General features: G+C 69.3%; 22 protein-coding genes and 1 pseudogene. 7 read left to right on the forward strand and 16 right to left on the reverse strand.

Annotation, left to right across the window (positions count from 1 at the left end; genetic code table 11):
* Positions 1-521: 521 nt before the first annotated feature.
* A complete protein-coding gene (locus tag ACLJWH_RS39915) occupies positions 522-749 on the reverse strand; it encodes a hypothetical protein (protein ID WP_411146753.1) in 228 nt (75 codons plus the stop codon).
* On the opposite strand from ACLJWH_RS39915, the gene ACLJWH_RS39920 reads away from it, so the two are divergent.
* On the forward strand, positions 639-3,152 hold the full coding sequence (locus ACLJWH_RS39920; RefSeq protein WP_411146727.1) for a Helicase associated domain protein: 2,514 nt from the start codon (positions 639-641) through the stop codon (positions 3,150-3,152). The two genes, ACLJWH_RS39915 and ACLJWH_RS39920, sit on opposite strands and share 111 nt — an antisense overlap.
* A gap of 380 nt (positions 3,153-3,532) precedes the next feature.
* On the opposite strand, the gene ACLJWH_RS39925 is transcribed toward ACLJWH_RS39920, so the two are convergent.
* A complete protein-coding gene (locus tag ACLJWH_RS39925; protein ID WP_411146728.1) occupies positions 3,533-4,060 on the reverse strand; it encodes a hypothetical protein in 528 nt (175 codons plus the stop codon).
* Positions 4,061-4,212: 152 nt separating this feature from the next.
* Here ACLJWH_RS39925 and ACLJWH_RS39930 point away from each other — a divergent pair.
* Positions 4,213-4,513, forward strand: a pseudogene (locus tag ACLJWH_RS39930) (hypothetical protein); the annotation flags it as partial.
* 213 nt (positions 4,514-4,726) lie between these two features.
* Here the strand turns inward: ACLJWH_RS39930 and ACLJWH_RS39935 are convergent.
* The 9 genes from ACLJWH_RS39935 to ACLJWH_RS39975 all read right to left on the reverse strand — a co-directional run bounded on the left by ACLJWH_RS39935 (position 4,727) and on the right by ACLJWH_RS39975 (position 16,346).
* The gene (locus ACLJWH_RS39935) at positions 4,727-4,963 is read right to left on the reverse strand and encodes a helix-turn-helix domain-containing protein (protein ID WP_411146729.1); all 237 of its coding nucleotides are present in this window, start codon (positions 4,961-4,963) and stop codon (positions 4,727-4,729) included.
* Positions 4,960-5,556 carry a GntR family transcriptional regulator gene (locus tag ACLJWH_RS39940; protein WP_411146730.1) on the reverse strand — a complete coding sequence of 199 codons (597 nt, stop codon included), beginning with the start codon at positions 5,554-5,556 and terminating at the stop codon, positions 4,960-4,962. Before ACLJWH_RS39940 ends, ACLJWH_RS39935 begins: the two co-directional genes overlap by 4 nt.
* A gap of 84 nt (positions 5,557-5,640) precedes the next feature.
* Positions 5,641-7,833 carry an MGH1-like glycoside hydrolase domain-containing protein gene (locus ACLJWH_RS39945; RefSeq protein ID WP_411146731.1) on the reverse strand — a complete coding sequence of 731 codons (2,193 nt, stop codon included), beginning with the start codon at positions 7,831-7,833 and terminating at the stop codon, positions 5,641-5,643.
* 183 nt (positions 7,834-8,016) lie between these two features.
* Positions 8,017-9,171: a galactokinase gene (gene galK, locus ACLJWH_RS39950; RefSeq protein ID WP_411146732.1), complete on the reverse strand. Its 1,155-nt coding sequence runs from the start codon at positions 9,169-9,171 to the stop codon at positions 8,017-8,019.
* Complete coding sequence (gene galE, locus ACLJWH_RS39955; protein ID WP_411146733.1) at positions 9,164-10,132, reverse strand: UDP-glucose 4-epimerase GalE; 969 nt, start codon at positions 10,130-10,132, stop codon at positions 9,164-9,166. The genes galK and galE overlap by 8 nt, the downstream gene beginning before the upstream one ends.
* A complete protein-coding gene (gene galT / locus ACLJWH_RS39960) occupies positions 10,129-11,181 on the reverse strand; it encodes a galactose-1-phosphate uridylyltransferase (RefSeq protein WP_094792314.1) in 1,053 nt (350 codons plus the stop codon). The genes galE and galT overlap by 4 nt, the downstream gene beginning before the upstream one ends.
* 124 nt (positions 11,182-11,305) lie before the next feature.
* A complete protein-coding gene (locus ACLJWH_RS39965; RefSeq protein WP_131123017.1) occupies positions 11,306-12,838 on the reverse strand; it encodes an amino acid permease in 1,533 nt (510 codons plus the stop codon).
* 32 nt (positions 12,839-12,870) lie between these two features.
* A complete protein-coding gene (locus tag ACLJWH_RS39970; RefSeq protein WP_411146734.1) occupies positions 12,871-13,320 on the reverse strand; it encodes a hypothetical protein in 450 nt (149 codons plus the stop codon).
* Complete coding sequence (locus ACLJWH_RS39975; protein ID WP_367435852.1) at positions 13,317-16,346, reverse strand: glycoside hydrolase family 2 TIM barrel-domain containing protein; 3,030 nt, start codon at positions 16,344-16,346, stop codon at positions 13,317-13,319. Before ACLJWH_RS39975 ends, ACLJWH_RS39970 begins: the two co-directional genes overlap by 4 nt.
* Positions 16,347-16,502: 156 nt before the next feature.
* Here ACLJWH_RS39975 and ACLJWH_RS39980 point away from each other — a divergent pair, with 156 nt between their 5' ends.
* Positions 16,503-17,528: a LacI family DNA-binding transcriptional regulator gene (locus ACLJWH_RS39980; RefSeq protein ID WP_052856585.1), complete on the forward strand. Its 1,026-nt coding sequence runs from the start codon at positions 16,503-16,505 to the stop codon at positions 17,526-17,528.
* A gap of 143 nt (positions 17,529-17,671) precedes the next feature.
* Here the strand turns inward: ACLJWH_RS39980 and ACLJWH_RS39985 are convergent, their stop codons facing one another.
* On the reverse strand, positions 17,672-18,232 hold the full coding sequence (locus ACLJWH_RS39985) for a hypothetical protein (protein ID WP_411146735.1): 561 nt from the start codon (positions 18,230-18,232) through the stop codon (positions 17,672-17,674).
* A 214-nt stretch (positions 18,233-18,446) separates the two neighbouring features.
* On the opposite strand from ACLJWH_RS39985, the gene ACLJWH_RS39990 reads away from it, so the two are divergent.
* Entirely contained in the window at positions 18,447-19,019 is a 573-nt protein-coding gene (locus ACLJWH_RS39990; protein WP_411146736.1) for a hypothetical protein, read from the forward strand.
* Between the two features lie 40 nt (positions 19,020-19,059).
* Here the strand turns inward: ACLJWH_RS39990 and ACLJWH_RS39995 are convergent, their stop codons facing one another.
* From ACLJWH_RS39995 to ACLJWH_RS40005, 3 genes are all read right to left on the reverse strand, one after another.
* Positions 19,060-19,233: a hypothetical protein gene (locus ACLJWH_RS39995; RefSeq protein ID WP_411146737.1), complete on the reverse strand. Its 174-nt coding sequence runs from the start codon at positions 19,231-19,233 to the stop codon at positions 19,060-19,062.
* Positions 19,234-19,315: 82 nt separating this feature from the next.
* Positions 19,316-19,609 (reverse strand): DUF6247 family protein, encoded by a 294-nt coding sequence (locus ACLJWH_RS40000; protein ID WP_411146738.1) that lies wholly within the window; start codon positions 19,607-19,609, stop codon positions 19,316-19,318.
* 76 nt (positions 19,610-19,685) lie between these two features.
* Positions 19,686-20,111, reverse strand: coding sequence for a hypothetical protein (locus ACLJWH_RS40005; RefSeq protein WP_411146739.1), 426 nt, complete (start codon positions 20,109-20,111; stop codon positions 19,686-19,688).
* 593 nt (positions 20,112-20,704) lie between these two features.
* On the opposite strand from ACLJWH_RS40005, the gene ACLJWH_RS40010 reads away from it, so the two are divergent.
* From ACLJWH_RS40010 to ACLJWH_RS40020, 3 genes are all read left to right on the forward strand, one after another.
* Positions 20,705-22,249: an FMN-binding glutamate synthase family protein gene (locus tag ACLJWH_RS40010; RefSeq protein ID WP_411146740.1), complete on the forward strand. Its 1,545-nt coding sequence runs from the start codon at positions 20,705-20,707 to the stop codon at positions 22,247-22,249.
* A 330-nt stretch (positions 22,250-22,579) separates the two neighbouring features.
* Positions 22,580-22,723 carry a hypothetical protein gene (locus tag ACLJWH_RS40015; protein ID WP_411146741.1) on the forward strand — a complete coding sequence of 48 codons (144 nt, stop codon included), beginning with the start codon at positions 22,580-22,582 and terminating at the stop codon, positions 22,721-22,723.
* 2,087 nt (positions 22,724-24,810) lie between these two features.
* Positions 24,811-25,095 carry a LuxR C-terminal-related transcriptional regulator gene (locus ACLJWH_RS40020; protein ID WP_207309412.1) on the forward strand — a complete coding sequence of 95 codons (285 nt, stop codon included), beginning with the start codon at positions 24,811-24,813 and terminating at the stop codon, positions 25,093-25,095.
* Between the two features lie 65 nt (positions 25,096-25,160).
* On the opposite strand, the gene ACLJWH_RS40025 is transcribed toward ACLJWH_RS40020, so the two are convergent.
* Positions 25,161-25,283 (reverse strand): hypothetical protein, encoded by a 123-nt coding sequence (locus tag ACLJWH_RS40025; protein ID WP_411146742.1) that lies wholly within the window; start codon positions 25,281-25,283, stop codon positions 25,161-25,163.
* Between the last annotated feature and the right edge of the window lie 83 nt (positions 25,284-25,366).

The raw sequence follows: 25,366 nt of genomic DNA on the forward strand, positions 1-25,366 counted from the left end.
CCCGCGGAGCGGGACATGTCCCGGCAGGCCGGGACATAGAGCGCGAATTGCGCAAGCGCAATTCGAATTCCCTCGCAAGCGAGGGAATTGCACCGGCAAGCCGGTGCAAAACGACTTCGCTGACGCTCCGTCAAATTCCCCCGCAAGCGGGGAAATTGAATTCCGCAAGCGGAATTCTGAACAAGCGTCAATTCGCGCAAGCGCGAATTGCGAGGAATCCCGCAAGCGGGATTCCTGAAGCTGGCTACTGGGGGCGGTGCATCGCGTGCAGGCCTGTGTAGGGCCTGGAGATCCCAGCCACCACCTCCGCAAGGAGAGTGACGGTCCGTCGACCCGATCGGATGCCGGCCCCAACCTCGGTGACGGGCTCCGCTGCGCTCCGCCCGAACCTCTCCCCCACCCTCGAAAACTCCGCTCACATTCGCCGATACCCCGCCCTGCATACCCTATGGACCATGCGTGTAGGGCGAGATTTGACCAGGAGTCAGCCTACAGGGCGAACATACGGTACGGGTGATGCATCACGGCTCCAGCTGTGTAGCATCTGGGTACCGGCAGCAGCACCCCCGGCTCCTCTCGCCGCGCCGGACTTTCTTCTCTGATTGCGCGCTGAATTCCACAAAAAGGAGAACACGGGAATGGCCGTGAAACTGCGTGACCATCAGATCGAGGCCGTGGCTGCCATTGTGCGCGGCCTCGATGTCCCGCCGGGCGGCATTCCTGCCAATGGCCTGCGCGGGCAGGTTCATGCCGCGTGCGGAACAGGGAAAACCATCATCGCTGCGGCCTCCGCGAAAAGGATTGTGCCCAAGGGGCGCGTTCTCGTTCTGGTGCCGACGCTGGATCTCTTGACGCAGACCGTCCAGGCGTGGCGCGGGGCCGGGCATACGGGGCCGGCGGTCGCGGTGTGCAGCCTCAGCGACGACCCGGAGCTGTGGAGCCTGAAGGTGCGCTCCACCACCAACCCGGTGCAGCTGGCGTTGTGGCACGGTGAGGGGCCCGTGACCATCTTCGGGACGTACGCGTCGCTGGGGGTGCTTGCCGAGGCTTTCGAGGGCGCCTACGGGCAGCAGCTCGCCCCGCTGGACCTCGCCGTGGTGGATGAGGCCCACCGCACTTCGGGCTGGATGGGTAAGGCGTGGGCCGGCATCCACAACCAGCACGTCATCCCGGCATACCGCCGGCTGTACCTGACGGCGACGCCGCGGATCTGGCAGGAGCGGCCGAACTTGGAGGTCGTGGAGGGGGTGCGCGAGGCGCTGGCGAAGGAGATGGCGGCTTCGATGGACGACGAGGCCGTATTCGGGCCGGTGCTCTACAAGCTGTCGCTGGCGTCTGCCGTCTCGCGGGGCTTGCTGGCGCGGTATCAGATCATCGTCCTGGAGCTCCAGGACCCGGTCGTCACTCCGGATCGGCTGATGGGCGAGGAGCGGCACACCGAGGAGGTCCGCGGGCAGCGCCTAGGCGCCCTCCAGGCCGCCTTGTTGCACACCATGGCGCAGCACCAGCTCCAGACGTGCATCACCTTCCATCACCGGACGATAGAGGCCGCGGCGTATGCGGAGGGCCTGGAGCGGGTGGCGAAGCGGCTGCACGCTGACCAGCCGGAGAAGTACCCGGCCGAGGTGTGGGCGGACTGGCTGTGCGGCGAGCACGTCGCGGAGCGCCGGCGGGAGGTGCTGGGCACGTTCGGCTCCACCGCCCGGCGGGCTGTGCTCTCGAACTGCCGTGTCCTGGGTGAGGGCGTGGACATCCGGGCCGTGGACTCCGTGGCCCTGCTGGACCCCAAGGGTGCTCCGCACGACATCGTCCAGGCCATCGGCCGGGCGCTGCGTCAAAAGCCAGGACAGGGAAAGCTCGCCTCTTTGATCGTGCCGGTATTTCTCCAGCCCGATGAAGGGCCGGAGGATATGTTTACCTCGGGATCGTATCGGCCTTTGGTGAAGGTATTGGAGGGGCTGCGGGCCCACGACGAAGAGGCCGTCGAATTGCTGGCGATTCCGCAGGAGCCGCAGAAGGACGTCGCGCAGCCGTCCGAGTACATCGGTGTCGCGCCCGGTGATAACGAGGAAGAAACTCGTCTGCTGCTCCATTTTGCGGCTCCGCGTGATCCGGTAATGGTCGCGGACTGGGTCAGCTTCAACGTGATCGACACGGAGCGGCAGGACTGGGCGCGCGGCTGGGCGAAGCTCAAGGAGTTCACCAAGCGTGAGGGCCACGCCCGGGTGCCGTACGAGTACAAGGAGCGCGCGTTCCCGCTGGGGACCTGGGTCGCGGAGCAGCGGCGGGCGTTCGGGGCCGGGCAGATGACCGGCCGGCGGGCGCAGCGGCTGGAGAAGCTGGGCATGGTCTGGTCGGCGGCCGATGCGCGGTTCCAGGAGAACCTGGCGGCGGCCCGGGTGTACTACGCGGAGCACTGGACGCTGTGCGCGCCCCGGTCGGCGGCGGCGCTGGACAAGCCGGTGGGGCAGTGGCTGTCCAACCTCCGCCGTCCGGGAGCGCTGGACGGGCACCCGGAGTGGGAGGCCGCGCTGGCGGCCATGGACGAGGACTGGAGTCCGTCGTGGCCACCCGAGTGGCAGCGGCACTTCGCGGCGCTGCGCGAGCTGGTACGCGACGAACAGGGCCCGGCGGGGGTCCTGCCCGGGGTCACCGTGCACGGAATGGACATGGGAAAGTGGCTCGCCCAGCAGCGCAAGCCCGAGGTCTGGGCGGCCCTGACGGCGGGTCAGCGCGAGCGCCTGGAGGCCGCCGGCGTCACCCCGCTCCCCGTGATCGTGCTCCCGGAAGTCCCGACCCGAGCCCCGGCGGAGCCTGACGTGCCCACCGGGTCGTCCACAACGCCCGTGAGCGCCTTCAAGCGGGGCGTAGCAGCCCTGGCCCAGTACAAGACCCGCACCGGCTCCCTGACCATCCCCAGGAACCACCTAGAGGCATTGCCGGACGGGACGGAAGTCAAGCTCGGGGTGTGGCTGTCCAACACCAAGACGAGGCGCGCCAAGCTCACCCCCGACAAACTCGCCACACTCGCCAACCTCGGACTCCACTGGGCAGGCGCGGCACCCGGAGCGTCTGAAGGCGCCCCGCTCGCCGCCCGCCAGAACGCCGCCCACCAGGACGAGAACGCGCCCCAGCAGCCGCGCCACCAGTAGCGGCCTGGACACCCTCAACCCCGATGCGACCTCACTCCACGCGCCCGACTCCCCCACCTCGCACCCTTCCCTGGGCGGACACCGACACCGACCACCGTGCCGCCGCGCAGCCACCGAAGGATCAGAAGTGCCGTTCCCATGACAGCGGAGCGGAGCAGGGTGTACCGCCCCACGACAGCCACGCCAGGCCGCAGGTACCGCCGCATGACAGTGACGTCGTCCCTCATGAGCACCCGAACAGGGAAAACACACCGAACTGACCTACCGTCACTGACACCCACCCACTGACACAAACCGGCACATCGCAACCCCTCGTCCGGGCCGACGAAGCCCAGGTCGGCCACCGCGCCCAGCCGGAACTCCCGCAGTCGTGCGCACAGCTAGTCGTAGCGGGCGGCGGTGATCTCGCCGCAGGCGCCGCGGCGGGCTGAGGGGATCCACAGCAGCCGTCCTCGCGCGTCGGTCAGGGCGAGGAAGAGGGGGCCGTGCGCCTTGTGCTCGTCCGAATAGTTCTTCCGGTTCCCCTGTCCGCTGCGCCGCCGGGTGCGGACCAGCGTGCCGTCCAGCAGCACCACACACCCGCCCTCCCACGCTACCTTCGCAAGCGCGCGGTCCAGGCGCGGGGAGCGCGCGGCCAGCAGGCCGGTCACCTCCAGTACCCAGCGCCGAACCGTGGAGGCCGATACCCCCGCGCCGCCGGCCAAGTCGGCCAGCCATTCATCATTGCGCAGGTGAGCGAGGACGATCACGGCTATCCGCCCGTCGTTCAGCGCGCGCCACCGCGAACGGATCTTCTTGCGGCGGGCCCGGATCAAGGTGGCCACACAGTTGACGGTGGCACTGGACAGCGGAAGGCGCACGCAGTGGGCAAGGTTCACGGTGCCCTCGGCGGGGCTGGACTTCTTCACAGACTGCCCAACTCCCGTCGCGGACAGCCACGTTGCGGCCCAAATCGGCCGTTGCGTCAGGTCGGCCCTGGGCTACCGGGACAGGTAGCGCCCAGAGGGGTCGAGTACGTCGTTGTCCAGGCCGCGGAAACCGAGGTCGGCCAGCGCCCCGAGGCGCCGGCCGTGTCGGCGTCACCGCCATGCCCGAGACCTACCGGGCCCGGCACGCACTGCGCGGCACCGGACTCGTCCTCGGCATCGCCCCCGGCGAGATCGACCGCGTCGCCAAGTCCTTCCCTCACATCCGCGCCGCCCTCTCCGAACTGCCCGAACTCAAACACCTCGCCGCCCAGATGCACCGCTACGGCCCGCTGTTCGAACTCGCCGAAGGACTACGGCCTGGCGCGCGGCATCGCCATGCACCCGTGCGGCGTCATGATCTCCGACGCAGCCCTGCGCACCCGCCTGCCCGTTGTAGGATCCGCAGTTCTGTGCGCAGTCTTGAGCCTGTGGTCTGGAGAGTTCGCTGAGGTGCGCACGGGATAGTGGGGCTGTATCCGGGCTCGATGCGCAATTGCCGCAGGTGCGCCTCCTTGTGTTCGCTGTCGTCCGGCGGGCGGGAACGCAGCTCGCCGTGGTCTTTGAGGACCAGCGTGCCGTCACGGCCCGCAGGCCGTAGCACCGTCATCACCCGGTCCTGCTTTCGTCAGCGGGGCAGCGGGGACGGCCGCCCCCGCGGGCACGGAAGGCGACGCCGGCCTCGGCCAGGATGCGGTGAACGAAGCCGTAGGAGCGCCCGGCTTTCTCGGCGATCGACCGGACAGCGGCTCCGTTCTCATAGGCGGCTCTGAACTGGGCAGCGAGCGCGGTACGGGCGTCGCTGGTGGCCCGGCTGAACCTGATGCGGGTCGTGTCGTCGTTCATGCTGGTACACCTTCCACAAGGAGCCGGGGGTGGATGTGGGTGCCTCGCCGACCGTGGGGCACCTGAAGAATGCGCTCTCGCGCCAGCTGCCGGGCTGCCTTGGTGACGGTGTCCTCGCTCACCCCATAGCGGATGGCCAGACTCCCCCGGTCGGGCAGACGAGTGGGGAACTGGCCCGCCCTCAGCCGGGCCCGCAGATCATCCGCCGCCTCCTCCCGTACCGGCCGCCGCACCCCGGGCCTGTCTCCGCCCGCAGTCAGACAGCCCCGCGCCCGCAGCCGGGTCACCGCCGAACGCCACACGAACTGCGCGGTCACCAGCGGGACACGGAAAAGGCGCGCGATCTCCCCTGCCGCCGGCAACTCCTCCAACACGACCGGACCGGAGAGCAACTCATCCGCGAGTACCTGGTCACTCGGCCGCCCCGCCTCCGAGGCCGCAACCAGGACGGGCTGACAGCACCCACGGCTGACGGCCCCGGAGACAGCCTTGACATCCATCTCCTCCTCTTCGCCCCCGGACCTGCGCAGCTTCCTGCCCGGTGTGTCAGGGGCGTCGACGGGGCTGTTTCCGGTGGCGCCCAGGCGGCGCATCGACGCGGTGCTCGGTGAGGTATGCCTCGGCCAGCGCCTTGGACGTCGTCCACTCGTCTTTACCGGGCTCCCGGAGCGCGGTCGTCAGTTGCTCAGCAGGTCGAGGATCAGGGCTGAGGACCAGCTGAAGTTCGGGGCGTTCATCCCGTCCCCGTTCAGCGGGTTGTAGTTCTCATGGATCGGACCGTTGCCGGACAGGCCTGCGACGTTGGACAGAAGCTTGGTCTGCAGCGTCCTCGCGTCTTTCTTGTACCCGTAGTTTTGCAGGCCTTTCAGCGCGTAGTAGGCCTGGTCCAGCCAGACCGGGCCGCGCCAGTAGCGCGTCGCGCTGAAGTACGGGGAACTCTTCGACACCGTTGGGAACGGTACCTTCGTGTTGAACTCCTCCGGGTTCATCAGCTTCGCCCGGACCGCCTTCGCCTGCTCCTGCGTCGCCGATTCGGTCCACAGCGGCACCGCGCCCTCGATGCCCCGGCCGCGCTCGGTCAGCAGCTTGTTGCCGCCCAGCGCCTTGTCGTAGAACCAGCCCGTCACCGGGTCGTACATCTGCTCCCGGACGGCCCGGTGGGTCGCCTCGGACGTCTCCTCCCACTTCTTGGCGTCGCGGGACTTCTTCAGCGCCTTTGCCATCCGCGCCAGGTAGCCCTGGTCGGCAGCCATGTAGGAGTTCAGGTCGACCGACTCCTGGTTGACGGAGTAGCCGACGACCTTGCCGTCGCGGTCCTTGTTGGGGACCGTCTTCGTGCCGAGTTCCTTGTCATAGCGCGGCGCGTTGTCCATGCCGCTCTCCCAGGCCGCCGCCAGCCGCTGGTCTTCGGGGGTGGCGTTCAGTGGGTCGACCGTCGCGCCGTACTCGACCAGACCGTTGTGGTCGTGGTCACGGGTGCGATACCACCAGGCCTGGTACGCCTCCAGCTTCGGGTACATCTCGCGAAGGAAGTCGTGATCGCCCGTCTTCTTGTAGACCTCCCATACCGCCCATGCGGCCAGCGGGGGCTTGGAGTTGCGCTCGTTCCAGTTACCGCCGCCCTGGGACAGGTCGTTGTAGTAGATGACGTCGGGGATCATGCCGACGTCCTGGGGGCGGACCGTGGAGTCGGGCTTGATCTGGTAGTCGAACATCGCCCGGATCTGGCTCTTTGCCAGCTCCGGCTCGAACTTGACCGTGCCCACGGCCTGCTTCCAGGTGTCCCATGCCCACAGGCCGCCGGTGAAGCCCTTGTAGGAGATCGACGGGCTGATGCCGTCGTGTTTGATCCGCCCAGCCGCGCTGCGCCAGTTGCCGATCAGCGTTTCGACCGCCTTCACGGCCGTGCGGCGCTGGTGGTCCGGGACGCCGTGCGTCGCTGCCTTGACGTAGCGCTCCCACCGTTTGTCCGCCGCGGCGGACGTGGCTTCCGGCCTGGCGAGTGCGGCCTGCACCTCCGGGGCCTCCCGCCTGCGCTCGGCCTCGGTGAAAGTGAACGACTCGGCCCAGTCGAAGGTATAGCTGCGCCCGGGATGCAGGGTGATGGGCGATAGGGCCTCGGAGCGGTACATGTCACCGTCGACGGTTGTACGGACCTGGTTCTTGTGGACGATCTCGAAGCGCTCGGTGCCGTCGGTCATGTACTCCCAGGTCTCGCGCACCTTCGCGAAATCGACCCGCACACCGTCCGTGGTCCCGCGCAGTTGCGGCGCGTCCTTCATCGGAGCCTTTTCCGGCCGCAGCAGCGAACCGGTCCAGCCCGCGCCGAGCGTGCGGGGCCTGTGTCCGGTGTTGCGCACCTCGGCCCGCACCAGCGCGGTCCGCTGCGAGGAGAAGCGCAGTTCCATCTTCAGACGCAGCCCGTCCCCGAGGTTGTACGACTGGAGCAGTTTGCCCGGCTCCGAGGTGAAGGTCGGCTTGCCGCCGGCAGATAGGTTCAGTACTGTGCCCGACTCGGTGAGCTGCATGCGGCTGAACGTCTTGCTCAGCCACCAGGGGTACTCCTGGGCGATATAGAGGGGGCCGGTGAATCCGCCGTATGTGGCTGGCTCACCCGGTTCGGGGAGGGCGTAGGCGTGCCAGGCTCCCCGGTCCGCGAACACGTTGATTGGGTTGTTGTCCCCGCTGACGCCGGGCAGGGCAGCCTCGGGCGAGCCGGTTCTGTCCAGGATGTTCGCGTACTCGTACTCCTGGCGGTGCCTGAGCGGCTCCGCCGAAGAGGCGGCGGAGGCAGCCGGTACCACCGTCACTCCGGCGAGCAGCGTGCCGGATACCAAGACGGCCGCAAGGGCGTGGTGACGAGAGTTCATGGTTTACCTAGATCTCTGCGTGGCTATGGGGTTCTGACATGAGGATGTGCTGAGCGGGCCTGATCCGGTCTGCGCATGCCGGACCGCCAGCGGGGCAGCGCTGGGGCTGGAGTCCAGATCATCGCCAGATCCTTCGCGGTGGTGCCTCATCAGGGGTGACCGAGTGCCTCCTGACCGAGCCGCTCAGCTGAGTCGGCGGGCGCCGCGCGAGGGGGTCGCCTCGAAGACGCCGGGCTCCGGGTGCCCGGCGGCGGCGAAGGCCTCGCCGATCGCCCCGGTGACCGGCTCGCGCGCCCCGGCTTCCAGGAGCACGACCGCCGAGCCGCCGAAGCCGCCGCCGGTCATCCGGGCGCCGAGCGCGCCCGCCGCGCCCGCCGTCTCCACGGCCAAGTCGAGTTCGGCGCAGGAGACCCGCAGGTCGTCGCGGAGCGAGGCGTGCCCCTCGGTGAGCTGTGGGCCCACCGCCCTCACATCGCCCGCGGCGAGGAGGTTCACCACCCGGCGCACCCGCTCGTTGTCGCTCACCACGTGCCGTACGCAGTCGCGCACCACCGGCGAGGAGAGCTTGGCCAGCGCGTCCGGCAGTCCCGCGTACGGGAGTTCGCGCAGGGAACGTACCCCCAGCTCCCGCGCACCCCGCTCGCAGGCGACGCGGCGCGCGGCGTAGGCGCCGTCGCCCAGCGCGTGCTTGACCCGGGTGTCGACGACGAGCAAGGCGAGGCCGTGCGCGGGCAGGTCGAAGGGGATCTGGGTCATGGCCAGGTCGCGGGTGTCCAGGTGCAGGACGTGGCCCGCCGTGCAGCACGCCGACGCCGTCTGGTCCATGATCCCGCAGGGCACGCCGGCGAAGTCGTTCTCGGCCTTCTGCGCGAGCGCCGCCATCTCGGACGGCGCGAGCGGGAGTTCGAACAGGTCGCGCAGGGCGAGCGCGGTGACGACCTCAAGGGCGGCCGAGGAGGACAGGCCCGCCCCGGTCGGCACGGTCGACGCCAGGTGCACGTCGGCGCCGGTCACCGGGTGCCCGGCCTGCCGCAGCGCCCACACCACGCCGGCCGGGTAGGCGGCCCAGCCGGCGTCGGCGCGGGGGGTGAGCTCGTCGACGCGGAGTTCCACGACGGGGCCGGCGAGGTCGGCCGAGTGGAGCCGCAGCAGCCCGTCGGTGCGCTTGGAGGCGGCCGCGACGGCGGTGTGCGGCAGCGCGAGGGGCATCACGAAGCCCTCATTGAAGTCGGTGTACTCGCCGATCAGGTTGACCCGTCCGGGCGCCGCCCAGACCCCGTCGGGCGCCGTCCCGTACAGCTCGTGGAATCCGTCGGCGACGGCCTTCGCCTCACGCACCGGGCACCTCCGCCCGGCGGGCGAACGCCCACGCGTCGGCGATGATGCCCGCGAGGTCGGCGCGCGAGGGCTGCCAGCCGAGCCGCTCGTGGGCGCGCACGGCGGACGCCACCAGGACGGCCGGGTCGCCCGCACGGCGCGGTGCGGCCCTCTCGGGAATCTGATGGCCAGTCACCTTGCGTACGGTCTCGATGACTTCGCGGACCGAGAAGCCGTTGCCGTTGCCGAGGTTGCAGATGAGGTGCTCGCCCGCGGTGGCGGCCGTCAGGGCGAGGAGGTGGGCCTCGGCGAGGTCGGCGACATGGATGTAGTCGCGTACGCAGGTGCCGTCCGGGGTCGGGTAGTCGTCGCCGAACACGGAGATCGAGCCCCGTTCGCCGAGGGCGACTTGGAGGATCAGCGGGATCAGGTGCGACTCGGGGTCGTGGCGCTCGCCGCTGTCGCCGTAGGCGCCCGCCACGTTGAAGTAGCGCAGCGACACCGCGGCCAGCCCGTGGGCCTTCGCCTCGTTGCTGATCATGTGGTCGACGGCCAGCTTGGTGGCGCCGTACGGGCTGGTCGGGGCGGTCGGGTCGGTCTCGGTGAGCAGCGCGGACGCGGGTTCGCCGTAGGTGGCGGCGGTGGAGGAGAACACCAGGGTCCGCACCCCGGCGTCGCGCATCGCCGACAGCAGCGCCATCGAGCCGCTCACGTTGTTCGCCCAGTACTTCCCGGGGTTCGCCACCGACTCGCCGACCTGCGAGAACGCCGCGAAGTGCAGCACCGCATCGAAGGAGGCGTCGAGCCAGCGGGCCGCGTCCTGGACGCGGCCCCCGATGAACTCCGCGCCCGCGGGGACAGCCGCCCGGAAGCCGGTGGAGAGGTCGTCGAGGACGGTCACCGCGTGTCCCGCCTCCAGCAGGTGGGCGGCGACCACGCTGCCCACGTAGCCCGCGCCGCCCGTCACCAGGTACTTGCTCACTCGCTCGCTACCTCTCGCAGTCGCTCGGCCGCGGTCTCCGGCGGCACGTCGTTGATGAACACGCCCATACCGGATTCGGACCCGGCGAGGAACTTCAGCTTGCCGGATGTGCGGCGGATGGTGAAAAGCTCAAGATGCAGCGCGAATTCACCCCGGTGGACCGCCCCTACGCCGCGCACCGGCGCCTGGTGCCAGGCGGCGATGTACGGGGTCGGCGGCTCGCCGGGGCCGAAGATCCGGTCGAAGCGCCGCAGGAGTTCCAGATACATCTGGGGGAACTCTGTGCGGGCGTCCTCGCCGAGCGCCCTCAGGTCGGGGACGCGCTTCTTGGGATAGAGGTGCACCTCGTAGGGCCAGTGCGCGGCGTAGGGCACGAACGCGGCCCAGTACTCCCCTTCGAGGACCACCCGGGCGCCGTCGGCGAGTTCACCGGCGACCACGTCGTCAAACAGGTTGCGGCCGGTGCGCTCCTGGTGCTCGGCGAGCGAGCGGAGCATCAGGGCGGTGCGCGGGGTGGTGAAGGGGTAGCCGTAGATCTGGCCGTGCGGGTGGCCGAGGGTGACACCGATCTCGGCGCCCCGGTTCTCGAAGCAGAACACCTGCTCGACCTGCGGGAGTTCGCAGAGTTCGGCGGTGCGGTCGGTCCAAGCCTCCAGGACGAGGGCGGCCTGCGCCTCGTCGAGGTCGGCGAAGGAGGCGTCGTGGTCGGAGGTGAAGCAGACGACCTCGCAGCGGCCGGAGGCGCCCGCGAGGGAGGGGAAGCGGTTCTCGAAGACGGCCACGTCGTAGTCGTCCGCCGGGATCTCGCTGTGCCGGCCGTCCCGGGACGGGCAGAGCGGGCACTCGTCGGCCGGCGGATGGTAGGTGCGCGCCTGCCGGTGGGAGGCGATGGCCACCGCGTCGCCGAGCAGCGGGTCGCGGCGGACCTCGGAGGCGGTGGAGACGGGGTCGAGGGGGCGCGGGTCCACCGCGTCCCGTACGAGGTCGTTCCGGGAGTCGTAGTAGAGCAGTTCACGACCGTCGGCGAGCCGGGTCGACGTCTTCTTCACCTGTATCCTCCAGCATCCAACAGAACAAGCCGTGATCTTCATTCCGCCCGCCGGGATCTACCGCGGTCTCAGCCGTGCGTTCACGCGATGACCAGCCAAGACCGCGCCGCTGTTCGCCGGAGCCCTACGCCGGGGCGACCGGGTCCTGTGCGCGTGGTCCCTGGGCGTCCCTGTCCGCCTGGAGCGCCAGGGTGTTCTCCTGTGAGCGCAGTGGGGCAGTCGGGGCGAGTTCGGCCGCGGCCTCCTGGGGCGAGAGGGCGCGCAGGCGGCGCAGGTAGCGCTGGTACCACAGCAGCGCGGCGCCGAGGAAGATGGCGACGCCGCCCACGTTGTAGGCCAGCGTGAGCCACAGCGCCTGTCCCTCGGGGAATGTCGCGGCCACGAAGGCGACCGAGAACACCGCCAGGAGGAAGACGGACATGGCCAGGCCCACACGCCGGGAGCCGAACCGGAACTCACGCACGGTGTCCTCGAACCGGACCCGCAGCACCAGGTAGGCGATGAGGATGAGGGCCGGGGGGAGCAGGGCGGTGGCGGCCGTCATGTTGGTGACGATCTTCAGCAGGTCATTGATCGAGCTGCCTGCGCCGAGGGTCGGGATGAACAGCAGGGGTACGACGATGGCGAACTGGATCCAGGCCCCCACCACGGGCACGCCCTGCTGGTTGCGCGCCCCGACGCGCCGGCCGAAGATCCCGTCGGGGATCTCGGAGAAGAAGACCTTCACCGGTGCCGAGGTCCAGATCAGCAGGCCGCCCAGGGTCGCGACCAGCATGATGAGGCCGACGACCCGCACGACCACGTCGCCCGGCAGGCCGAAGTGCCCGGCCGCCGCCTGCATGGTCACGAAGATGCCGTTGCTGTACGACACGCTGCTCTTCTCCACGAACACGCCCATCAGCCACGTGCCGAGCGCGTAGAGCAGGCCGATCGCGACCCCGGCCACGATGATCGTGCGCGCGAAGGCCCGCACGCCGCCTTTGAGGTCGTTCAGGTAGACGCCGATCGACTCGGCGCCGCCGACGGCCTGGATGATCCACGCCAGGGTGCCCAGGAATGCCCAGGCGGTGAGGCCGGAGTTCGGGTCGAGGCGCATCCCGCCGGGAGAGAGGTCATTGGCGGGGGTGATGCCGCCGAGGAGCGCACCCACCGCGGCGACGATGAACAGCATCGCCATGACCAGCATGAGAGTGGACCCGAAGGATGTGACGGTGCCGATCCAGCGGGCACCCTTCGTGGAGACCCACGTGGCGACGACGAAGATCGCCACGGACAGCACCGCGATGAGCCAGGGCTGAATGGTCCACTCCTCGCCCAGGATCATGTAGCCCGCGTACACCAGGACGATGGGCAGCAGGGAGATGAAGTAGAAGAGGTTCACGAACCAGTAGCAGAAGGCGGTGAAGAACGCCCACCGGCCCCCCAGAGACGACCTCACCCACTGGTAGACGCCAGACTCCGCGCTGCGGTTGAGGCTCACCATCTCGGCGATTACGAGGGTGAAGGGCACGAAGTAGAGGATCGTGGCGATCAGGAAGATCGGGGCGGCGAGCGTGCCGATCGACACATAGTTGTTGATCACATTACGGAAATTGAACACCGCCGCGATGATCATGCTGAACAGGATCACCGCACCGATCGAACGGCGATTCGTCATTGAATGCCTCCGTTGGTGAGGGGGAAATTCGGCTACTTGTTGGGGAACGTGGCGCCCTCGACGGTCACGTAGGCGACGGTCACCGTCGTGTCGGGGACGGGCAGGACACGAACTGCCTCGTCGGGGCCGATGACGAGGACGGCCCCGCGGCGGACCGTGTGCCGTCGAGCGTCGCCGCGCAGGTAGCGCCGGTCGGTGAGGTCGCTGTACGGGCCGGCCGGGACGAGCGTGGCCACGGGGGCGACCTCGACCGCGGCGTCCCCGTCCACGGGGGACAGCACGCACTGATAGCGCCGTCGTGCGACGAGGCCGTCCGTGGCGAACGCGGTGGTGCGGGCCCGCATCGTGGTGAGGGAGTCGCCGACCGAGTACATGACGCCAAGGTGCCGTCCGCCGGCCCGCAGTGCCTCGAGTGTCCGTTCCCACTTGGTCACGCCGCCGAGGACCTCTTCGAGGTGGGCGCGGTCGCGGAAGATCCTCACGCTGCGAGCCCTTCGGTGTGGTGGGGTGCGGTCGCGGACACGGCCCGCAGGTCGAGTGCGAAGCGGAACGGTTCGAAGCGGACCCGGTAGCTGTCCAGCACCTCGCTGCCCCAGGAATTCGACCCGAGGCCGAGCACCCGGTGGTTGACATTGACCGTCACGCGGTCCTGCGGCACGAGGTCGGTGCGGTGCCGCGCGGCGTCGATCGCCGCCGCGGAGTAGGGCCAGGCCGAGAACGCGAAGGGGCCGGAGTCCACCGCGCGCACCGCGAGGCCGTCGCCGTGCGGGTCGGTCAGGGTCATCCAGCGCACCTCCCCGCGGTTGGCGCAGTCCTGGGGCACGACGTACGGGGTGAACATCTCGTCGACCGTGCTGTGCCAGCGGCCGACCGTGGCGGCCGAGCGGGAGTCCGGGTAGTTCTCGCCCGGCCCCAGCCCGTACCAGTCGACACGCCGCAGGTCGCCCGGCACCGCGAAGGACAGTCCGATCCTCGGCACGATGTCGCGGTAGTCGCCGACGGGCTCGCCGGTGACGGCCAGACGCACGCCGTCGGCGGCCAGCGTCCACGTGAGCACGATCTGCATGGCGATGCCGAGGGTGGGCGGCGCGATGCGGGACCGGACCGTGACGATGGCGGCGCCGTCCCGCTCGTGCCAGGACACCTCCCGCGTCGAAGTCTGCATGAGCGGCAGGAGCCGTGGCGCCCAGAGTTCGTCGTGCTCCTGCTGGTGGTTGTCCACGAGGGGCTTCCAGAACCCGACCCGGGGCGGTTCCTGGAAGAGTTCACGCCCGTGGCTGTGCCACGACAGGCCGCCGCTCAGCAGGTCGACGGTGAACCGGTCGGAGGCCGGGGTCGTCACGAGGAGCGAGGTGCCCTCGGCCCGGGCGGTAACGGCCCCCGTGGGTACGGCGCTCGCCGGCCGGCGCGGACGGTCGGCGGCGAGGACTTGGTAGCGGCCCAGTTCGTGCATCGGCTCCGCCCACGCGTGAGCGGCGGTGGACAGCACCCGCGCGGTCAGGTGCGTCTCCCCGTGCGCCGCGACGTCCAGCTGCACGGACTCGCTCCACGACCCGCCGGGCGGCACGGGGCCGGGGGTGAGCGTGCGGGAGCCGACCACACGCCCGTCGTGCAGCGTCTCGAGAGTGACGACGACGTCGCCCAGGCCGGTGAACCACCGCCGGTTGGTCACCGTGCACACCCCGTCCGCGTAGGCGACGCGCACCGGGCAGATGACCTGCTTGTACTCCAGGAGGCCGGGGCTTGGCTCCTGCCACGGGAAGACCAGGCCGTCGATACAGAAACTGCCGTTGTTCGGGACGTCTCCGTGGTCGCCGCCATAGGCGTGGTACTCGCGGCCGTCGTCCGCGGTCGCGACGAGGCCGTGGTCGCACCACTCCCACACGAAGTGCCCCTGGATACTGTCCCAGGTCTCGAACACCCGCTGGTACTCCGCGAGACCGCCGGGACCGTTGCCCATCGCGTGCCCGTACTCGCAGATGATGCGCGGCTTGGGATGGGGGTGCTCACCCAGGTCGTTCATCTGCGAGACCCGGGAGTACATCGTGGAGATGACGTCGACGACCTCGGCGTCCCGGTCCTCCTCATAGTGCACCGGACGGGAGGGGTCGAGCTCGGTGCAGCGGCCGTACATGGCGGGGATGTTGCGCCCGTACCCGGACTCGTTACCGAGGGACCACATGACGATCGACGCGTGGTTGCGCTGCGCCAGCACATGGCGTTCGATCCGGTCGACGTACGCCGCCTGCCACCTCTCGTCGTCCGTGAGCCGGGACAGGTCGCCCACATTCGCGAAGCCGTGCGTCTCCAGGTCCGTCTCGGCAACCACGAACAGGCCGATCCGGTCACACAGCTCGTAGAAGCGAGGGTCGTTGGGATAGTGCGCGGTGCGCACGGCGTTGATGTTGTGCCGCTTCATCAGGTGCAGGTCGCGCTCGATCCGGGCCATGCCCACAGCGCGCCCACGGCGGTCGTCATGGTCGTGCCGGTTGACGCCATGCATCATGAACGGCGCGCCGTTCAGCAGCAGGCGGCCGTCGACGATCGTCACCTCGGCCACACCGAGCCGGTGGGGAACGTGTTCGACGGTCCCGTCGCCACCGCGCACGATCAGACGCATGTCATACAGGTACGGGTCCTCGGGGTTCCAGAAACGCGCGCCCTCGACGACCAGCGTGGCATCGGAGCCCGGCGCGACCGGCGCGGACGCCACAAGGCGCTCGCCGTCGTACACCTCGCAGATGACCTCGGGCCGCCCGACGGTGCTCACCGACACAACGACCTCGGCGCGGTCGTCCGCGAGGCGGTGCGTACGCACATGGAAATCGGCGAGGTGCGCCTTGGGCCGGGTCAGCAGATAGCAGTCGCGGAAGATCCCGGACGCCCACCACATGTCCTGGTCCTCGAGGTAGGTGCCGTCCGAGTACTGCAGCACCTTGACGACCAGATGGTTCACGCCGGCATGGGCCACGTCCGTCACATCGAACTCGGCGCTGAGACGAGACCCCTTGGTCATCCCCACGTAGGCGCCGTCCCAATACACCTCGGCGTAGCTCTCGACCCCGTCGAACCGCAGCACGACACGCTCACCGGGCGGGGCCTCGGGCAGGACGACCGTGCGCTGGTACACCCCGGTCGGGTTCTCCGCGGGCACACGGGGCGGGTCGACCGGGAACGGATAGCCCTCGTCGGTGTACTGCAGCCGCCCGTACCCGTCGACCTGCCACAGATGCGGCACCCGGACGACGTCCCACCCGACGGCCGGGGACACCAGCACCTTCGCCGGGACGCGCGCGGGATGGTCGAAGAGCCGGAACCGCCACGCGCCGGTGAGATCGACGAACCCGCGCGAGCACCGACGATCCATGGCCCCGGCGAGCTCAGCCGAGTCGTAGCCGAAGAAGTAGGCCCGCGCGGGCAACCGGTGACGACCGGTCAGGGCGGGGTTCTCCCAGTCATGTGCATCGAAGGCACCCGCGGACGATGAATCCGTGAAGTGGAGAGGCATATCGGAATGTAACCGGTTTCATCCGGGAGGGCAACACTCCCGAGACGCGACGGAGGCCGCAGCGGCGTGGTGGACCGCCTGCGCGATACTGGGCTCTCAACAGCTCTGCCCGTCCTGACCACGGGCAGGCATCGTGCCCCTGCGGAAAGGTCTTTGATGCCACAAGGCAGGCGCGGCGCCCCGCGCGCCGTGACGATCGCCGACGTAGCCCGCGAGGCGGGCGTGTCCCGTGCGACCGTCTCCCGCGCGATCAACGACTCGGACCTGGTCACGGCCGAGACGAAGCGCACCGTGCAGGAGGCGATCACGCGGACCGGCTTCGTGATGAACGCACGCGGCCGTGCCCTGGCCACCGGGCGCGCGGAGACGGTCGGCGTCCTGATCACCGAGCCGCTGGACGAACTCTTCGACGACCCGACCTACGGCAGGATGCTGCGCGGTGTGGCAGAAGGACTGTTGGGCAGCGGCTTCCTGCCGGTCATCATTCAGGCGTCCAGCGAGTCGGAGCGCGCCCTGGCCCTGCGGAGTTTCGGCCGCCGGTCGGTCGATGCGGTCATCCACCTCACGCCCTACCGGGGCAGCGATCTGCTGGGCTCCTTGGCCGGCGCCGGACTGCCGGTGGTCCTGTGCGGGCAGCTCGTCGACTCGCCGTACGAGGGGATCTTTTCCACGGTCTACTCCGACGACGTGCGCGGGGCCCGCCTCGCCGCACAACGGGTGGCGACGGCCGGCCGCCACCAGGTGGCCGCCGTGCTGGGGCCCGCGGACAACCCGGCGACCGGTGACCGGCTGCGAGGCTACGAGGAGGTTCTCGGGGCCCGGCTGGACCCGGCACGCGTCGTGCACACCCGCTGGGACAGCGCGGGCGGGCTCACAACGACGGCCCGCCTGCTGGTAGCACACCCCGGCATCGACGCCATCCTCGCCGGGTCGGACCGCATCGCCCTCGGAGCCCTCGCCGCCCTCCAGGCCGCAGGGCGGCGCGTGCCCGAGGACGTCGCCGTAGTCGGCTTCGACGACCACGCCATCGCCGCAAGCGCGTCCCCACCCCTGACCACCATCGCGCAACCCCTCGTCGAGGAAGGCCGGATCGCCGCCCAACTGGCACTCGAAATGATCAACGGCGCCGACCCGCGTACCGAAGTCCTCGACATGCGCCTGGTGCCCCGCCTGTCCGCCTGAACGCGGCGCTCTCGGCAACGTTGCTCTGGCGGGTACCCGGTTCTTGAGCCAGGCGGCCAGCTACAGGCCAGCTGGTGAACGCCCTGGCCACCCAGAACCGGGCCGCCTGGTTCAGCGGATGAAGAGGCTCAGTGCGCAGACCATCAGGAAGCTGGTGGTACCGGCGACGGTGATGGAGGGAGTCCAGGGGGGTGGGCCTCCTCGTCATCTGCGGCGATCTCCAGCACGTGCTCGATCGCGTCGGCCACGCCGTCGCGCACCCGGGCCCACCTCCGCGCCGTGTCCTCGCGCTCGTTCGGGATGCTGTGCTCGTGCTCGGGCAGGAGGTCGGCCACCGGCACCGACAGGGCCTCGTGCAGCCGGCCCAGGGTCGGCTCCTGGCACAGCTCCCCCACCGTCGTGGCGCTCAGGGGCGGCTTCGCCTCCGCGACGCGTTGGAGCACGGTGACGCCCAGGACGACCGCCGCAGCCGTGTACCGCCAGGCGATCAGCGCTACGTGCCGCTCGTACGCGGTCGCGCCGCTCGCGATCTCCTGGACAGCCTGACCGTAGAACGGGAACGTGGTCTGCGCCTCGTGCAGTTCGGCCACGTCACCGCCGTTCTGGAGCCGGTCCCAGAGCGTGCTCGCCGACTGCCACTCGTACCGCGCGGTCAAGAACGCGGCGTTCAACGACCGCAGCGCCTCCAGCTCGATCTTCGTCAACGGACCGCGCTCATCGAACCGTGGAAACCGCATCGCCACTCCCCACCCCGGGTCTGGATCAGTCCCCGGCACGCTACCGGGCACTGCGGCAACTGGTGACGACTGCGAGCGGATACGCGTTGCCACCCGAGTGGCAACCGGTGGATACGGCCACTCGGGCCGCGGGTTCCCGGCACACTCAGCCCACCAGCCTGCGTGGACGAGGAGAAGTGCGATGCCCAAGAAGACCGCCGTCGACGACGCGTACGCCCCCAAGAGCGACACGGTCCGAGTCGGGCGGCACGACCTGGAGCGGCTACTGCTGGAGTTCCGCTCGTTGGTCCGTCAGCAGGCGCCCGGCAGCTGGGAGCACATGAGTGACTACGATTTGTCCTTCGAGCGGCTGGCCGACGCCGCCGATGCTGCGGCTGAGGCCCGGCAGGGTGCCCGCTGGGAGGGCCCTGACCTCCGGATGCGCTGCACCACCACCGAGGCCGTTTACGACTGGCCGGAGGGCGCTCCCTACGAGGGCGGGACGACGGCCACGTGGAACGTGCCGGGCCACGGCTCCCACGCCACCGATCCCACCGAGGACCTGTCCATGTCGCTGTGCGGCTTCAGCTCGGCGCAGGGGGAAGGCCGGCGCGTGAGCGGCTTGCCGGACTGCCGCGAAGTGCCGGCGCGAGGTCCAGCTCGGTGCCGAACGCCCCCGCGGCAACTGGTGACCACCGCTCGGATACGTGTTGCCGTCCGGGTGGCTACCGGTGGATGCTGCCGTGGCTACGATGCGGAACGACCCGCCCCCTGACAGTTCGAGTGCCAGGCGGCGGGGCGTTGTCACCGGGTGGCTATCCGAGCCAGGTGATGGTGAGGACGGACAGGCGGCGCAGGGCCCTGTTCACCCAGTAGGTGAGGGAGAGCTGTCCGACGGTCGCGTGGCGTACGTCCTCGCCCTCGGGATCTTCGGCGTTGAACTGCCGGAAAACCAGGGGTCGGTTGCGGCGGCGTCCAGGACGTCCCACACGGTGTCTTGTGCGTGCTCGGGCAGGGCGTCGAGGACTTTGGCGGCCGGAGCGGAGAAGCGGACCGCGTACGGCTGTCCGGTCACCGGCGCCTGCCGCGGAGCTCCGCCATGTCGATGAAGTCGCTGTCGTCGTAGCCGGAGGCGACGAACGCGTCGACCGCCGGGGCGGAGGCGATGAGGCCCTGCCACTCCTGGAGAACCTCGTACAGCCCGCCGAGGGAGAACGTCTTGCGGGACTCCTCCAGCGCGGCCGCCCACTCCCGCTCGAAGGCCGGCACCCACGTGTCGGCGCGCAGCTGGGCGAGGAGTTCGGCCGGCGCACCGGGCGCGGGGGCGTACGGCGTGACGGGGGCGTGGTCGAGCTGCGCGCTCATCTGGTCCTCCCGGCGGGTCGTCACCTCACGGTACGCGCGCCGGGTGGCCGTTCAGCGGACATGGACAGATCCCCTCCTACCGGGTCAGGGAGCGGGCGACGGCCTGAGCGTGCTGACGCAGCGGCAGGTCCTGCTTGTCCCAGTTGACGGCGACGTAGTTGAGGAGTTCGGCCGTCGCGCGCTGCGAGTCGCTCGGGTCGCTGATGAGGACCTGGTCCGCGACGGCGGCGACGTCGGCGGCCGGAGTGGAGAGCAACTGCTGGCCGTCGGCGCTGCGGCCGACGCCCAGAACCAGGAGGTGGCGCACCCCGCTGCGGGTGTGGACGGTGATGGTGTCCTCGCGCGGCGAGTCCGGCGTGGCGATGACGAAGTGCAGGGCGTTGAGGATCGCCGCGGCGAGGGCCTCGGTAAGGACCGGCTCGGGCAGGAGGTCGTCGTCGGTGGGCTCCGCGTCCTCAAGGGTGAGCGCGTAGTTGATGCCGGCCGCGCTGGTGAACCACACGGTGTCGTCGCCAGGTTCGGCGTCGGCGCCCAGGATGTGGGGGCTGCCCAGCAGTGCGCCGGCGATGCGGACGACATCATGGTCGGCGTCGAGCAGCGGGCTCTTGCCGCGGTCGATGGGTGGGTGGGCCTGGTTTGGGTGATTGCGCCTGTTTCACAGTCGCCGGACGAACAGCACCCCGGCCAGCATCGGTAGGGTGAACTCGCGGTGGCGGTCTCCGGTCTGCTGGAGAGGAAGGCGCGGATCCGGCCCAGCGGCCGGCCAGGATGCCACTGGAGGCGAGACCCTGGCGACCTCGGGTCCCGCGACGGCCACGTCGAACCATTGCGTGGCGTTGCCGACCAGCACGGCGTCGACGGAAACGTCCGGCAGCGGTATCGCCTCGGTACTACTCGGGCCGAATCCCGACAGGTCTCGGTGTCAGTTTCACCCGACGCCGAGACCAGCCCCCTGGCCGCATGCCTGTCTGCACGGCCTCCTATTCTTCGACGGACGCTGATGCCCGCTTGGTCGTGTGCCTGCCGTCCAGCGCCCGACACGACTCAACGACTCCACCGCATGGTGATGGAGTCGCTCACCGAGGAGGAACGTTCATGCACCCCCGGAAGATCGGCGCGGCCGCCGCAACAGCGGTGGCTCTCCTGGCTGCCCGCGACCTCATCCAGAAGAGGCACGCACTGCTGCGGAACTTCCCGGTGATCGGACACGCCCGGTACCTGTTGGAGACGATCGGGCCCGAGCTGCGGCAGTACATCGTGACCTCCAACGAGGAGGAGCGCCCGTTCAGTCGTGACCAGCGCAGCTGGATCTATGCGTCGGCGAAGGAGGAGAACAACTACTTCGGGTTCGGAACCGAAGTCGACGTCGAGCACGTGCAGGGGCATGCCTACCTGAAGCAGCGCACGTTCGCCGGCGCGCTGCCCGACGCGCACGACCCGCAGGCCCCACTGCCCTCGGCCAAGGTGCTGGGCGGACCGCGCGGGCGCGCCAAGGCGTTTCGGCCGGCGAGCGTGGTGAACATCTCCGCGATGAGCTTCGGATCGCTCTCCGGTGCGGCCATCACGGCGCTCAACAAGGGGGCGGCACTGGCGGGCACGATGCACAACACGGGCGAGGGCGGCCTCTCGCCGCACCACCGGGGCGGCGGCAACCTCGTCCTCCAGATCGGTACGGCATATTTCGGCTGCCGCAACGAGGACGGCAGCTTCAACGTCGACAAGCTCAAGGATGTGGTCGCCGGCGCCCCGGTCAAGGCGATAGAGATCAAGCTCTCCCAGGGAGCCAAGCCGGGGCTGGGCGGAATGCTGCCGGGCGCGAAGGTGACCGAGGAGATTGCCGGGGTCCGCGGCATCCCGGTCGGCAAGGACTGCGCCTCTCCCTCGCGGCACACCGCGTTCAGCGACGTCGACTCGATGCTCGACTTCGTTGAACTGCTGGCCGCCGAGACCGGTCTGCCGGTCGGGGTCAAGAGCGCGGTGGGAGAGATGGGCTTCTGGCAGGAGCTGGCCACGCTGATGGCACGTGGCGACCGCGGTGTCGACTTCGTGACCATCGACGGTGGCGAGGGCGGCACCGGGGCGGCACCGCGGATGTTCGCCGACTCGGTGGCGCTGCCGTTCCGGATGGGCTTCTCCCGGGTCTACGGGACGTTCGCCGAACTGGGGCTGACCGACGACCTGACCTTCATCGGCTCCGGCAAGCTCGGCCTGCCCGAGAACGCCGCGGTCGCGTTCGCGCTGGGCGCCGACATGATCAACGTGGCCCGTGAGGCGATGCTGTCGATCGGCTGCATCCAGTCGCAGAAGTGCCACACCGACAAGTGCCCCACAGGCATCGCCACCCAGAACCCGTGGCTGGCCCGCGGCCTCGACCCGGCCTCGAAGGCCACCCGGGCCGCGGTCTACCTGCGCACCCTGCGCAGGGAGCTGATCAAGGTCTCGTCGGCCGTCGGCGTCGCCCACCCCGCACTCATCACAGCCAACGACATCGAGATCATGAACGGCGACTACGAGGCCCGCACCCTGGCCGGCGTCTACGGCTACAAGGACGGCTGGGGCGAACTCGGCCCGCACCTCGCCGATGAGATCACCGCACTCCTCGCCACCAAACCAACCGCCGTCCAGAAGCCGGCCCTCTGACGCGCCGACAGCGACAAACACCATCCCCCTCGTGCGAAGCACGAGGGGGGCACCAGCCTGTGGGCGGGCAGGACGTGATGGCAGGGGCAGCAGCACACCGATGCGTCCAGGCCGGCCTGCGGCTGTTCGATTGTGCCGGGCCACGATAGTTGGCACTAATCGGGCTGTGTGACCTGAGGCTCCCAACAGCCTGGCCACGCTAGTGGCACCGTCTGGCCAAGATTCTTGACATCTGTAAGCGCAGGAATTCCTCTCCGAATCGCCTCCCATTCGGAAACTGGTCGGCGAACGCCCGGCCCCTGGTCCAAGGGGCCCGAGCCCTGGCAGGCGATGGTGCGGGTCCGCGTCGGCAACGCCCTGTTCGTCACCACGTACGCCGAACAGTCCGCGACCCGCGCCCACACGACGAAGGCGGCGGAAACCCTGATGCGCGACCTGCTCCGCCGATCGGACCTGCCCCGACGCACCCCCTGACCGACATCCAAGCACTCGCCGCACTCGGACTGGAATGGGCAACGACGGAAGCCGCAGCATGATGACCGCGAGCGATCAGGAAGCGGGCCGGCAGGTGGTCAGCGCCGATCCGCGCCAGTCGCCGTCGATCGTCGGCTCGTACTCTGCAGCGGTACTGCTCGTAGGGCCTTGAGGTGGATGTGGCCGAGTGCGACGTTGCTGAGTCGGCGTAGGTCGGCGGCAGAACCCACCAGTGTATGAAGGGGAGTCAGGCATACAATTCCGGCCACGGCCGGGAGAGAGAACCTGCCTCTCAAGCACGATAGATGCCCGAATGCGGTTACCGTCAGCCCGCTTCCCGCCCGAATGGCCCGCGCCTCACACGCACACGTCACGGCGACGGAAGGCGACCGGTAGCGCGGGCATTGCCAGGGTCGACTGTCCACACCGCTCACCGTGGCGTCCCGGCGAATCCTGGATGGAAAGTCACATGGGCCCTAAAACGCCCAAGGTAGGTCAAGTCATGACATCGGTCAGGAATTCAGTATCAGCCGATTCTGCGCCCGCACGCCCGGTTGCTGGGCATGGATCCGGCCAGCTGATCACAAGTCGTTGACACGACTGCAAGAGGTCACAGAGACTCACATACCAGTGAGGATGATTCCGGTAGGGATGATTCCGGTAACCGGTCGAATTTCAGGAGGGAGCCCGGATTACCTGCGATGATGCCGGACATCCAGGCACTGCTCGCACCTCTGTTCATCGGGATTTCACTTCACGGCGAAGCGGGCAGGAGGTGAAGGGGTGTCAGCACACGCTGTTCGTCACAGCGATGATTGCTTGATGCTTACCTAAGTGAATGGAATGTGCTCCACTCGCGCGGCTGGAGAAGAAAAGTGATGAGTACAGACGTCGCCTCGCCCACCGGATCGCGTGCCCTGACATCACCTGATACAGCACGTACCACGATCGACCGCATCGTCAAGCGCACGGCATGACCGCACCACCTGCAGGCGCGACATCTCGATTGGAGTAGCCCTCCACAATGCTCCCTACTCACCACAGTTCCGCTCCCTCTGTCATCCGCTCCGAGTGGGAGCGCCGCGCGCAGGCCCACTGCGGGGCCAGGACCCAGGGCCCGGTCGGCCTCCCGCTCGGCGAGGAGGGCGGGCTTGTACCACCACTACGCCGTCGGCGGCTTCAACGAATCCGCGCGCGACTCCCTGAGGCCGAGCGGGTGGTGGCCGTCCTCGCCGAGACGAGCCGCGTGGAGAACGAGCGGTTCGAGCCGGTCCCGCGGGCTCGCCCCGCCCTCCTCCGGCGCCCGCTTCGTCGCTGAGTTCGCGTGAGTGTCGCGCCCACGTGACCGCTAGGCCGTTTCTCCCGGATCGCCGCGTGGACCGGATGGGGATGGCGGCGAGGTTGACGGTGGAGGTCTTGTCGCAGCCGGCGACCATGCCGTGCCACCGCTTGGGCTTGTCGACGCGGCCCTCGACGGTGGTGCGCTGCTTGTAGGCGTCGCGGTCGAAGACCGGCGGTCTGCCGCCACGGCTGCCGAGACGCTTGCGCTGGGGCTGTTCGGCCGGCCGGCTGCGGGCTCACGGCCCGGACACCGCGCCGCCGCAGGTGGTCGCGGGTCACCCGGGACGAGCACGCATTGCCGCTGAAAACCGCATCCGGTGTGGTCCCGGGCCGGCCGATCGGCCGACCACTGCCACGGCCTCGCGAAATGCGGGTGCGTCACCGCGCCGGCCATGCGTGATGACGAGCGCGAGCGGACGGTGGCGGAGTCGAGGGCCTTCTCGGCATCGGCGTGGGCGAGCAGGGCGGTGGAGACCTTCGCCAGGTATCCTCGGCAGCCCACTTCCCGCAGGCGGTTGTGGACGCCTTTCACAGGCCAAAACGCTCACGCGGGTCCATCCATGGAGTCTCTGCGCGGTAGTGGTACGCGTTCGGGTCGGTCACCTGCCGGTGATCACGCCACCGACCTCCCCGCTTCGGTGTCCGGTCGGCTACGACGGCCCGCTCCTCGCCCACTGGACATCGACCAACGATCGGATCGTCCGAAGCACACGGCCCGGCCGGGCTGCACGGAATGGATGGGTGCCATGGCTATTGATCAGAAATACTGCGAAGTTTCCCAGCCGCTCGATGACTGGGTTCCCAGTTCGATCCAGGTCAGGATCCTGGAGGGCGTTGCGGCCGGCCTGTCCAGCGGGCGGCTCTCGCGAGAGCTGCACCTGAGTTCGAAGACCATCGATTACCACGTCCGTGTCATGTCCGACAAACTCCAGGCGCCGAATCGTGTCGCGCTGGTTTCGAGGGCGTTCGTCCTCCAGATTCTGCGGACAGACACGTGGCCCCCGCGTATAGCCCCGGAAGCCATGGATTAGTGCCGGGAGTTGGTGAGACCGTATTCCGCACGCTTGTGTCCGACCGGCTGCGTCCGCACCCTCCGTCAGGCTGCCGCGGTGAGTTCGGTGATCTGTCGCGGCGTGGCGTCGATGTCGGCGGTGGGCGTGGTGGTCGTCGACCGCACCGACACCGGCGCGATGCCGCCGGCCGGCACCGTGCCCGCCATGATCCGGCGGGAGGTCCGCCGCGGAGTACCCCGGCGGCCAGTTCACTCAACAGTGCTCCTCACTGGGTGTGGTGAGCGGTCGT

The organism is Streptomyces sp. x-80, from assembly GCF_046549095.1.
Classification (GTDB): domain Bacteria; phylum Actinomycetota; class Actinomycetes; order Streptomycetales; family Streptomycetaceae; genus Streptomyces; species Streptomyces celluloflavus.

What these genes read in the sequence shown, in the direction of transcription:
- ACLJWH_RS40000 (WP_411146738.1), bottom strand. Translation starts at nt 19,609, where the DNA reads ATGAGCGCGCAGCTCGACCACGCCCCCGTCACGCCGTACGCCCCCGCG.
- ACLJWH_RS39980 (WP_052856585.1), top strand. Translation starts at nt 16,503, where the DNA reads ATGCCACAAGGCAGGCGCGGCGCCCCGCGCGCCGTGACGATCGCCGAC.
- ACLJWH_RS39965 (WP_131123017.1), bottom strand. Translation starts at nt 12,838, where the DNA reads ATGACGAATCGCCGTTCGATCGGTGCGGTGATCCTGTTCAGCATGATC.
- ACLJWH_RS40010 (WP_411146740.1), top strand. Translation starts at nt 20,705, where the DNA reads ATGCACCCCCGGAAGATCGGCGCGGCCGCCGCAACAGCGGTGGCTCTC.
- ACLJWH_RS40020 (WP_207309412.1), top strand. Translation starts at nt 24,811, where the DNA reads ATGGCTATTGATCAGAAATACTGCGAAGTTTCCCAGCCGCTCGATGAC.
- ACLJWH_RS39920 (WP_411146727.1), top strand. Translation starts at nt 639, where the DNA reads ATGGCCGTGAAACTGCGTGACCATCAGATCGAGGCCGTGGCTGCCATT.
- ACLJWH_RS39940 (WP_411146730.1), bottom strand. Translation starts at nt 5,556, where the DNA reads ATGCGCCGCCTGGGCGCCACCGGAAACAGCCCCGTCGACGCCCCTGAC.
- ACLJWH_RS39935 (WP_411146729.1), bottom strand. Translation starts at nt 4,963, where the DNA reads ATGAACGACGACACGACCCGCATCAGGTTCAGCCGGGCCACCAGCGAC.
- ACLJWH_RS40015 (WP_411146741.1), top strand. Translation starts at nt 22,580, where the DNA reads ATGGTGCGGGTCCGCGTCGGCAACGCCCTGTTCGTCACCACGTACGCC.
- ACLJWH_RS40025 (WP_411146742.1), bottom strand. Translation starts at nt 25,283, where the DNA reads ATGGCGGGCACGGTGCCGGCCGGCGGCATCGCGCCGGTGTCGGTGCGG.
- ACLJWH_RS39915 (WP_411146753.1), bottom strand. Translation starts at nt 749, where the DNA reads ATGAACCTGCCCGCGCAGGCCATTGGCAGGAATGCCGCCCGGCGGGAC.
- ACLJWH_RS39945 (WP_411146731.1), bottom strand. Translation starts at nt 7,833, where the DNA reads ATGAACTCTCGTCACCACGCCCTTGCGGCCGTCTTGGTATCCGGCACG.
- ACLJWH_RS39975 (WP_367435852.1), bottom strand. Translation starts at nt 16,346, where the DNA reads ATGCCTCTCCACTTCACGGATTCATCGTCCGCGGGTGCCTTCGATGCA.
- ACLJWH_RS39990 (WP_411146736.1), top strand. Translation starts at nt 18,447, where the DNA reads ATGCCCAAGAAGACCGCCGTCGACGACGCGTACGCCCCCAAGAGCGAC.